Consider the following 10,548-nt stretch of genomic DNA (forward strand, 5'->3'; position numbering starts at 1 on the left):
GCAGTGACAGACCCCGAGAAGAACCCACGCCCCTCCCGCTACGGCCGCCGCCTCGAAGACCTCAGCGACGACGAACGCGCCTACTACCGCGAATTCCTCCCGCCCCATGCCTTTACCGGAGAGCAGGGGGCGGGGCAGGCATCCGCCCCGTTAGAGTCAGCGGATGCCGCCCGCCCGGCGCGAACGGGCCCCGGCAGCCAGCGGGGCAAACGGCCCCGCAGCCGCTGGTACTGGCTACCGCACTCCCTCACTATCGTGGCGGTAATTCTGGCAGTGGCTTCTTTTCTGGTGGTGCCCGCCATCTACAGCAACGCAACCCCGGAGCTACGCCGTAACTACGTGATTATGTGGGCTGAGCTTGCCTTCTTCTTCCTGCTTTTTGCGGCCCTGCTGTACGGTATCTTTGCGCTCTCGCGGTTCACCGACCACGACGATGAGGATGACGAACGGCTCATGCGCCCCACCGATTTTGCTGAGCACCTCTACGAGCAGGAGCTTGAGCGCGGCGCTGGCCGAAAGGGCGGGAACGGGCCGGGGATGGGCGGGCTCTACGACTCGTCCTGGATTAGCGGCAAGAAAAACGACTAGAAGGCAAAGAGGGCCGGCTCCCGACGGGGAACCGGCCCTTAGTTACCCCAGTTTTTGTGCAAATACCCCCGTTTTTACCCGGGGTATCTGCACCAAAGCTGGGGTACTTGGTAGAAGGGGCTGGCAGGCATGCGCAACGTCTGCTGACGTATGACTAGTAAACAAAGAGGATGCGCTTGGAGCCTGCCAGCCCCGCTCTCCGCGCGTCCTTCGAGCTACCTTATCGGCGCATGACCTTGCGGGCCAGCATGTTACCCACTAGCTGGATAAGCTGCACCAAAACAATGATTACGGCGACAACAGACCAGGTGATGACTTCGTTGAAGCGCTGGTAGCCGTCCACCAGGGCGACCTTACCCAAGCCGCCACCGCCGATGTAACCGGCCATAGCCGACATGTCGACCACACCGATGACCAGGAAGGTGTAGCCCAGGATCAGCGGGCCGAGGGCTTCGGGAATCATGACGGTGAAGAGAATACGCATCTTTGAAGCACCCATGGCGCGGGCCGCTTCAATGACGCCGGGGTCGATGGAGACCATGTTCTGCTCGACAATGCGGGCGATAGCAAAGGTTGCGCCGAAGACCATGGCGAAGATTGCAGCGTTGACACCCAGGCGCGTGCCGACCACCATCTGGGTCAGGGGGCCCAGGGCTGCGAGCAGGATGATGAAGGGAATGGGGCGTACCACGTTGACCACGACGTTCAGCAAGATGTTGACGAAGCGGTTAGCCAGGATGTTGCCCTGGCGGGTGGTGTAGAGCAGCAAGCCGAAAATCATGCCTAAGGCACCGGCGACCAGCATGGTCAGTGAGACCATGTAGAGGGTGTCGCCGAGGGCGGGGATGAGTTTGTCGGTGACGAAGGTTGAGTCCACGGTTAGCGTACCTCCTGCACGCGGGTGACGGTCTTGAGCTCAGCGACCACGGCGTCGAGGCTGGTGACGTCACCGAGCAGTTCGAGGGTGAGGTTGCCGTAGCTCTTGCCCTGCAGGGTTTCGAGGCCGCCCTGCACAATGTTGAAGGAGACGTTGCGGGAGCCCAGGTAGGAGAGTACCTTGCCGATGCCGTTGTTGCCTTCGGTGATTTCGATGTTGATGAGGTAGCCCTTGTGGCGGGCTTTGAGGTCGGCGGCTTCGTCGCCTACGGGTAGGGACTTGACGGTGGTTCCGACGAAGCGGCGGGCGACCTCGGTTTGGGGGTTGGAGAAGACGTCGTAGACGTTGCCTGATTCGACGACGCAGCCGTTTTCCATGACGGCTACGCGGTCGGCGATGGTTGAGACGACGTCCATTTCGTGAGTAATGACGATGACGGTGATGCCCAACTCGGCGTTGACCTTTTTGAGCAGGTCGAGCACTTCAGCGGTGGTTTCGGGGTCCAGGGCGCTGGTGGATTCGTCGGCCAGCAGCAGGGAGGGCGAAGTAGCGAGGGCGCGGGCGATACCGACGCGCTGCTTCTGGCCGCCTGAGAGCTGGTCGGGGTAGTTTTTGGCCTTGTCAGCGAGCCCTACGAAGTCGAGCAGTTCGGCGACGCGTTCGGCGCGCTTGGCTTTGTCCCAGCCCGCAACGATGAGCGGGAATTCGACGTTACCGGCGACGGTTCGGGAGTTCATGAGGTTGAACTGCTGGAAGATCATGCCGATATTGGTGCGTACCTGGCGCAGCTGCGATTCGCGCTTGCCGGCGATTTCAAAACCGTCGACGGTGAGTGAACCGGAGGTGATGGCTTCTAGGCCATTGATCAGGCGTACCAGGGTTGATTTACCGGCACCTGAGTAGCCGATGATGGCGAAGATTTCACCCTTGTTGATGGTGAGGTCTACGCCGTTGACGGCGGTGACGGTTTTTTTGCCGACCTTGAACTCTTTGGTCACGTTGTTCAGCACGACCATGGGCTGGGGCCCGGTTGGCTGTAGTCGCTGTTCGGTCATGTCTTCTTCTTCGGTTGGGGGCTTGCTGTGGCTGCGGGCGGACGCACCTGCTGGGGTGGGCGCACAAAGCGGCAACCGCTGCGGGGCTAGAGCTGGGCACCGGACGGGGCCGAAGTGTCTAGCCTACCGCAGGTTGGCTGCCGCTTATGGGGGTGCGTGAGCTAGCTCAAGGGTGAGCTTTCACCTAGTGTTTTAGCCGTTGCGCTTCTGCTCTTCGAGGGTTGCCAGGGTGGAGCGCAGTTCGGAGACGTCGGTGGTGACTTCAACTGCGGTGCCCTGGGTGTCTTCCTGTACCACGGCCTGAACTTCTTCGGTGTGGTAGAGCTCTACGATCTTCTTGTAGGTCTCGTTGTCGGCGTTATCGGCGGTGGAGACGAAGAGGTTGACGTAGGGGCGGGCTGACTCGTTAGCGGGGTCGTCCTGGGCCAGGGCGTCCTTGGGGTTCAGGCCGGCGTCCTTGAGGAAGTCGTTGTTGATGACGGAGCCGTCAACGGATTCGAGGGCGAGCACGGTCTGGGCTGCGTCGACGGGGGTGACGGTGACCTTGGAGGCAGCGGTGTCGACGTCGTCAACGGTGGGGCTGGTGGTTTCTGAGGTGAAGGAGACCAGGCCGTTAGCTTCGAGCAGCAGCAGGGCGCGTGCTTCGTTGACGGTGTCGTTGGGGATTGCGATTTCAGCGCCCTGGGGCAGTGCTGAGATGGAGTCGTGCTTGTTGGAGAACAGCGCCATGGGGTAGATGACGGTGGGGCCTACGATCTGCAGGTCGTCGTTAGCTTCTGCGTTGTAGTTGGAGAGGTAGGCGATGTGCTGGAACCAGTTGAGGTCGATTTCGCCGGAGCTCAGGGCGGGATTGGGCTGGGTGTAGTCGGAGAATTCAACAATTTCGATGTTAATCCCCTCTACCTTTGCGACCTCGACGAGCTTGTCGTTGGAGGGGTCGGTGCCTACTACGCCGATTTTGACGACGTCGTCGCTGGAGGATGAGCCGCAGGCTGCAAGACCGAATGCGAGGGGTACGAGAGCCAGAGTGGCAACAAATTTCTTCACGGCTATGAATCTTTCTGTTGAGAAATAGTGGTGTGTGCGGCCACGGTTCAGCGGCACCGTCTCTAGCGCTGTGTGCTGATGTGGTTTCGGGCGTCCAGGCTAGACGCCTCTTCTATTAGAACACTGTGGCGCCATCGCTCCCCACTGCAGCTTCTTTTTGGGTCATATGTCACGTGTGTGACCGCAACAAAAAGTTACGGCGTCATAAAACGTCATAAAAGGACGGTCGGGTTCAGCTTTCTTTTTCTGCGAGCCAGTTGGCCTGCCAGGAGGTGAGGCGGGCGCGAATACCCACAAAATGTTCGCTCATAAGCCGGGTGGCGGCGTCCGCGTCCTTGTCCCGAATGGCCTCATAGAGCTTGCGGTGGGCATCGAGCAGGGTGCAGGTTTGCCCCTCGTCGAGGGGGGCTACCGTATCGAGCACGCCGGAAATGTTGTTGTAGACCTGCCAGAAGACATCGAGCATGCGGGAGAGCAGCTCGTTACCCAGGGGCTCAAAGATAGCGGCGTGGAAGCGCTGGTCGCATTCGGCTAGCCAGATGCCGTTGTGCACGCTGGCTTCCATATCGTCGTAGGCGGCTTTAATATTGGCCAGCTCGTCGGGGGTAATGACGGGGATGACCGCGCGTAACAAACCGACTTCGAGGGCTTCACGCACTTCAACCAGTTCGAGGGCTTCTTGGCCGCCGTGGTAGAGGGCTAGCTGGCCGCGGAAACTCAGGGCCCGCGCCATGGAGGTCAGGGCGTTACCGCCCACAAAGGTGCCAAAGCCGTGGCGCACCTTAACGATGCCAAGGGCTTCAAGTACTTTGAGGGCTTCTCGCACGGAATTTCGGCCCACCCCGAGCTCGTCAATGAGTTCTTGTTCGGTGGGCAGAGGGTCGCCCTGGCCCAGCTGGCGCCGGAAGATGAGGGCGATGATGTCGTTTTGCAGCTGCTGCTGGCGTTTTTGGGCCGCGCTCAGTGAGGACGCCGGGGGCGGGAAGGCGGGCAGGGCGGCTCCTGCCGGGGTGCTGGTGAATGAGTCGTGGTGGTTCATACTACTGATTCTTACATCTTCTGCTTGACCAAATTAGACGTCCGTCACTACTATACAGGATATAGGTAGGACGTCCTACCTCCATTTTAGTTAGACAACCTCCCGCTCCTTCCCGGAGCGCAGCCCCTAAAGGAGTGAGACATCGATGTCACAGCTCACCCGAGTCAAGGAATTTGACACCTCACGCCGCGGCTTCTTCAAGATTGCTGGCGGTATCAGCGCAGCTACCGCCTTCGCTGCCTCCATCGCAGCCTGCGGTAATTCATCAACCACCACCGACTCGTCCGCTAACGGCAGCGCCGCAGGTACCAACAAGGACGGCACCATCACCGCCGCTATCGCCTACGACGTCTCCACCACCTTCGACCCCTCACAGGCATCAGGCGCAGCACCCTTCGCCGCCAACATGCACATCTTCGAAGGCCTCTACAGCCTCGACCCCGCCACCCGCAAGCGCTACAACGCTCTAGCAACCGGCGACCCCGAGGTCGTTGACGAGACCACCTACCGCGTCTCCCTGCGCGAGGGCGCTAAGTTCCACGACGGTGCAGCGGTCACTGCCGCAGACGTTGTCTCCACCTTCGAGCTCTACACCTCAGAAGAATCCCTCTTCAGCCAGTTCCTCTACTTCATCGACACCGTCACCGCCGTAGACGACGCCGCCGTAGAGTTCAAGCTCAACCAGCCCTTCCCCCTCTTCGCAGACCGCATCGCCCTGGTCAACATCATGCCCGCTTCAGCAAGCGACGACATCGAGGCCTTCGGCGCCCACCCCATCGGCTCCGGCCCCTACAAGTTCGTCTCTGCCACCAAGGGCGACCACATCGCCTTCGAGCGTTTCGACGACTACAACGGCCCTCGCCCTGCTCTCGCTAAGAACATGAAGTGGCTAATCCTGGTAGAGTCCTCAGCTCGCGTTACCGCTATGAGCTCCCAGCGCGTCCAGGCCATCGAATCCGTGCCCTACGACAGCATCCCCGTACTGGAGAACACCAACGGCATCACCGTTGACTCGGTGCAGTCCTTCGGCCTGCTCTTCATGATGTTCAACTGTGCCAAGGCCCCCTTCGACAAGAAGGAAGTACGCCAGGCCCTCTTCTACGCCATCGACATCGAGAAGGTTATCTCCACCGGTCTGCTGGGTAACGCCACCGCAGCCACCTCCTTCCTGCACAAGGAGCACCCCGACTACGCCGAAGCCTCCACTGTCTACACCTACGACAAGTCCAAGGCCAAGCAGCTGCTCAAGGACGCCGGGGTCGAGAACCTCTCCATCACCCTGCGCACCACCGACCACGACTGGGTCAAGCAGTGCTCCCAGCTGGTACAGGAATCCCTCAAGGACGCCGGCATCGAGGTCAACCTGCAGGATTCCCAGAGCTCATCCCTCTACTCCGACTACGTTGACACCGGCGACTTCGACGTCGTCCTAGCCCCCGGTGACCCCTCCGTCTTCGGCAACGACCCCGACCTGCTGCTCTCCTGGTGGTACCGCGGTGCCACCTGGCCCGAGAAGCGTTTCCGCTGGTCAACCACCGAAGAATACACCCAGCTGCAGGACGCCATGGCCAAGGCCGTCGCATCAGACAGCCCCGACTGGAAGGGCATCTTCGACATCGTGGCAGAGAACGCCCCCCTCTACCCCCTCTTCCACCGCAAGCTGCCCACCGCTTGGTCGGCTGATACCCTCACCGATTTCGCCCCCATTCCCACCACCGGCCTGTCCTTCCAGAACGTAGGCACCACTCAGGCCTAGGTGGTTCCACCGGTCCAGCCTCCCCCAGCTGGATCAGCCGGTAACCCGTGAAAAGGTAACCCCATTTCCACACATCACACCCCCTTTTCACACCCCGCTCAGCACCTGCCCGCCCACCGCTGGGCAGGTGCCGGGCCCCACACAAGACCTCTAACCTCACCGGGGCGCCCATCCACCCCCAAGCCGCCCCGGCCCCGTCCTAAAACTTCAGGGAGCCAGACCCGTGTCAAACTTTCTCAGACTGCTCGGCAGGCGCCTTATCGCCCTGCCCATCATGATTCTGGGCGTCACCATCTTGGTCTTCGTCATCCTGCAATTCACCCCCGGCGACCCAGCAACCATCGCCCTGGGTGAAGGCGCCTCAGAAGAAGCCAAAGAAGCCTACCGAGAATCACGGGGCCTCAACGACCCACTCATCGTTCAGTACTTTGCCTTCCTTTCCCGGCTCATCCGCTTTGACCTGGGCATGACTACCCCTCCTGCCCAGCCCGTCATCGACCAAATCAAGGTCGCTTTCCCCACCACCTTGCAGCTGACCTTCCTGGGCGTGCTGATTGCGGCGGTAGCCTCCCTGGTGCTGGGCGTCATTGCGGCCCTCTACCGCGACCGCTGGCCCGACCAGATTATCCGCGTGCTCTCTATGGCCTCCATCGCAACCCCCTCCTTCTGGCTGGGTATTCTGATGATCCAGTACTTCGCCCTGGGCCTGGGCTGGTTCCCCACCGGCGGCTCCGCCCCTCCCGGGAGCGGCTTTGGCACCTGGCTCTCGCACATGTTCCTGCCCGCGGTGGCCCTCGCCATCCCGGTTAGCGCATCGCTGACCCGCACCGTCCGTACTTCCATGGTTGAAGAACTCGACAAGGACTACGTGCGCACCGCCATCGGCAACGGCGTTCCCCGCCGCGAGGTCATCACCAAGAACGTGCTGCGCAACGCCCTCATCACCCCGGTCACTGTGCTCGGCCTGCGCATCGGCTACCTGCTCGGCGGCGCTGTGGTCATCGAAATGATTTTCTCCCTCAACGGCATGGGTAACCTCATCTTCATCGGTATCACCGGCAACGACATCAACCTGGTTCAGGGCGTCGTACTCACCATCGCCGTCACCTTCGTGCTCGTCAACATCATCGTTGACCTGCTCTACCTACTCATCAACCCCCGTATCAGGAGCGTCTAACCATGCGTAGCGGACTAGCAGAACGCCTCTCAGCGCCAGGTATCCGATTCAGGGCGCTCCCCACAGGCTCCAAAATTGCCCTCAGCTTCCTCGCTGTCATCGCCCTGGTCGCGATTTTTGCCCCCTGGCTGGCTCCCCACGACCCGCTGGCCTCCACCGGTGCACCCATCGGTGCACCCAACTCCGAGTATCTCTTCGGTACCGACCGCCAGGGCCGTGACATCCTCTCCCGTCTCATGTACGGTGCCCGCGCCTCCCTGCAGGTCGGCCTGGGTGCTGTTGCCCTGGCCCTCATCATGGGCGGTATTCTCGGTGCTCTGGCAGCGACCAGCTCCAAGTTCGTCTCTGAGCTAATCATGCGCGTTATGGACGTGCTCATGGCCTTCCCCGGCATTGCCCTGGCAGCCGTCCTGCTGGCCTCCCTGGGTAACTCAGTAGGCACCATCATCTTCACCATCGCCGTGGTCTACACCCCGCAGCTGGCCCGCGTGGTCCGTGCCCAAGTGCTGGCCGCTTGGGACGAAGACTACGTGCGTGCCGAGCGCGTCATGGGAGCCCCCCGCTTCTATATCCTGCTCAAGCACGTCGTACGTAACACCATCGCCCCCGTGCTGGTCTTCGCCACCGTCATGGTCGCCGATGCCATTATCTTGGAGGCATCTCTGAGCTTCCTCTCAGCCGGTGTGCGCCCGCCCAACCCCTCCTGGGGTAACGTCATCGCCGACGGCCGCGCCCTGGTACTGGCTGGCGGCTGGTGGGCCACCACCTTCGCAGGTGCCGTCATCCTGCTGACCGTGCTGGCCCTCAATGTACTCTCTGAGGGCATGACCGACACCATGGTCAACCCCAAGCTGCGCCGCAAGGTCAAGATTGACGACTCCTCCGTTATTGCTGGCACCACCGCCGGTGCCCTGACCGCAGCCCCCTCCACCGCCGACGACAAATCCATCGCGGCCACTTCCCCCGAGGTACAGGGGCAGGACGCCACCCCCTGGGGCGGCCCCGTCAAGCACGCTGGCTCCCGCTCGGCAGCCGAAAGGGACGCCGTCGCCGCAGCCAACCTGGCAGGTGTGCTCGAAGAGCTCAAGGGAGCAGAAGCCCGCCGCACCGACCGGCTGCGGGCGGACGCGTCCGCCCGCGTCATCTTGGAAATCAAGGATCTCTCCATCTACTTCCCCGAACGCTTCGGCGACACCCCGGTCGTCGACCGCGTCTCCTTCACTGTCACCGAGGGCCAGACCATGGGCCTGGTAGGTGAATCCGGTTCGGGTAAGTCCATTACCTCCCTGGCGATTATCGGCCTGCTCGATAAGAAGGCTAAGATCACCGGTTCCGTGCTCTTTGAGGGCCAGGAACTGGTGGGGGCCTCAGAGGCAGACTTCCAGAAGCTGCGTGGCTCGGTGATTTCCATGGTTTACCAGGACGCCCTGAGCTCACTGAACCCCTCCATGCTCATCAAGGACCAGATGAAGCAGCTCACCCGCCGCGGTGGCCGCAAGAGCCCCGAAGAGCTCCTGCGCCTGGTCAAGCTCGACCCCGAGCGCACCCTGGTATCCTACCCCCACGAGCTCTCCGGCGGTCAGCGCCAGCGCGTCCTCATCGCTATGGCCCTCTCCCGCTCCCCCAAGCTGGTCATTGCCGACGAACCCACCACGGCCCTCGACGTCACCGTCCAGGCCGAGGTCATTAAGCTCCTCAACGAGCTGCGGGAACAGCTGGGCTTCGCCATGATCTTCGTATCCCACGACCTAGCCCTTGTAGCCCAGGTCGCCCACCGCATCTCGGTCATGTACGCCGGCCAAATCGTAGAAGCAGGCGCCACCAGCCAGCTCCTAAGCAACCCCATGCACGAGTACACCCGGGGCCTGCTCGGCTCCGTGCTCTCCATCGAATCCGGCTCAGAGCGCCTCTACCAGATTCCCGGCACCGTGCCCTCCCCCTCCGACTTCGCCACCGGCGACCGCTTCGCCCCCCGCTCCCAGCGCCCTGACGCCAATCCCGAGCAGAAGCTGGTCTTCACCCCCGTCACCGGCGATACCGACCACCACTGGGCCTCCCACCTGGCCCCCGCTCCTACCTCACAGGAGACAGCATGAACACCCAACCTGTGACCCCCGCCGCAGAAAACCTGCTCAACACCACCGGCCGGGCCGCCGTCCGCCGCGTCAGCGAGCCCATCATCGAGCTCAAAGACGTACAGGTGCACTACCGGGCCCGTACCGGCGGCATCTTCAAGCCCAATATCGTCAAGGCTGTGGACGGGGTGAACCTGGCCGTCCGCCGCGGCGAAACCATCGGCCTGGTCGGCGAATCGGGCTGCGGCAAGTCCACCCTGGCCTCCCTCATCGTGGGCCTGCAAAAGCCCACCGGCGGCGACGTGCTCTTCAAGGGTAAAAGCGCCCTCAAGCGCAACGCCGCCCTGCGCAAGGAGTTCGGTTCAGACGTATCCATCGTCTTCCAGGACCCCTCCACTGCCCTCAACCCCCGCATGACCGTGCAAGACATCCTCAAGGACCCCCTGGACGTGCACGGCATCGGCGACAAGGCCGGGCGCGACCGCCGCGTCCGCGAGCTCCTGCATCTGGTGGGCCTACCCGCTTCAGCAGCGGACGCCCTGCCCTCCCAGATCTCTGGCGGCCAGCGCCAGCGCGTCGCCATCGCCCGCGCCCTGGCCCTAGAACCCAAGGTCATCGTGGCGGACGAGCCCACCAGCGCCCTCGACGTCTCGGTGCGCGCCCAGGTGCTCAACCTGCTCTCAGACCTCAAGGAAGAGCTCTTCCTCGGCATGGTCTTCATTTCCCACGACATTCAGACCGTCCGCTACGTCTCTGACCGTATCTGCGTGATGAATAAGGGAAAGATCGTCGAAGAAGGCAGCGCCGAACAGGTCTTCGATACCCCCAGCCAGGACTACACCCGTACCCTGCTCGGGGCGGCCCCCACCCTGCTCCACGTCTAAACCACCCGGGCGGCGCGGCCCCCACCCTGCTCCACGTCTAAACCACCCGG

General features: G+C 62.2%; 9 protein-coding genes. 5 read left to right on the forward strand and 4 right to left on the reverse strand.

Features of this window, described 5'->3' with window-relative positions; genetic code table 11:
- Positions 1–3: 3 nt before the first annotated feature.
- Positions 4–588 (forward strand): hypothetical protein, encoded by a 585-nt coding sequence (locus E4U03_RS09390; RefSeq protein WP_135013280.1) that lies wholly within the window; start codon positions 4–6, stop codon positions 586–588.
- Positions 589–808: 220 nt separating this feature from the next.
- On the opposite strand, the gene E4U03_RS09395 is transcribed toward E4U03_RS09390, so the two are convergent.
- From E4U03_RS09395 to E4U03_RS09410, 4 genes are all read right to left on the reverse strand, one after another.
- The gene (locus E4U03_RS09395; protein WP_135013287.1) at positions 809–1,408 is read right to left on the reverse strand and encodes a methionine ABC transporter permease; all 600 of its coding nucleotides are present in this window, start codon (positions 1,406–1,408) and stop codon (positions 809–811) included.
- A gap of 59 nt (positions 1,409–1,467) precedes the next feature.
- A complete protein-coding gene (locus E4U03_RS09400; RefSeq protein WP_167752386.1) occupies positions 1,468–2,520 on the reverse strand; it encodes a methionine ABC transporter ATP-binding protein in 1,053 nt (350 codons plus the stop codon).
- A gap of 192 nt (positions 2,521–2,712) precedes the next feature.
- Entirely contained in the window at positions 2,713–3,567 is an 855-nt protein-coding gene (locus E4U03_RS09405) for a MetQ/NlpA family ABC transporter substrate-binding protein (protein WP_135013281.1), read from the reverse strand.
- Positions 3,568–3,799: 232 nt separating this feature from the next.
- Positions 3,800–4,606: a FadR/GntR family transcriptional regulator gene (locus E4U03_RS09410; protein WP_135013282.1), complete on the reverse strand. Its 807-nt coding sequence runs from the start codon at positions 4,604–4,606 to the stop codon at positions 3,800–3,802.
- A 145-nt stretch (positions 4,607–4,751) separates the two neighbouring features.
- Here E4U03_RS09410 and E4U03_RS09415 point away from each other — a divergent pair, with 145 nt between their 5' ends.
- From E4U03_RS09415 to E4U03_RS09430, 4 genes are all read left to right on the forward strand, one after another.
- Complete coding sequence (locus E4U03_RS09415; protein ID WP_135013283.1) at positions 4,752–6,362, forward strand: ABC transporter substrate-binding protein; 1,611 nt, start codon at positions 4,752–4,754, stop codon at positions 6,360–6,362.
- Between the two features lie 223 nt (positions 6,363–6,585).
- Positions 6,586–7,539, forward strand: a complete 954-nt coding sequence (locus E4U03_RS09420; protein WP_135013284.1) for an ABC transporter permease — start codon at positions 6,586–6,588, stop codon at positions 7,537–7,539.
- Positions 7,540–7,541: 2 nt separating this feature from the next.
- Positions 7,542–9,635: a dipeptide/oligopeptide/nickel ABC transporter permease/ATP-binding protein gene (locus E4U03_RS09425; protein ID WP_135013285.1), complete on the forward strand. Its 2,094-nt coding sequence runs from the start codon at positions 7,542–7,544 to the stop codon at positions 9,633–9,635.
- Positions 9,632–10,498 carry an ATP-binding cassette domain-containing protein gene (locus E4U03_RS09430; protein WP_135013286.1) on the forward strand — a complete coding sequence of 289 codons (867 nt, stop codon included), beginning with the start codon at positions 9,632–9,634 and terminating at the stop codon, positions 10,496–10,498. Before E4U03_RS09425 ends, E4U03_RS09430 begins: the two co-directional genes overlap by 4 nt.
- Positions 10,499–10,548: the final 50 nt, after the last annotated feature.

The sequence above is a fragment of the Rothia nasimurium genome, assembly GCF_004569295.1.
GTDB classification, from domain to species: domain Bacteria; phylum Actinomycetota; class Actinomycetes; order Actinomycetales; family Micrococcaceae; genus Rothia; species Rothia nasimurium_B.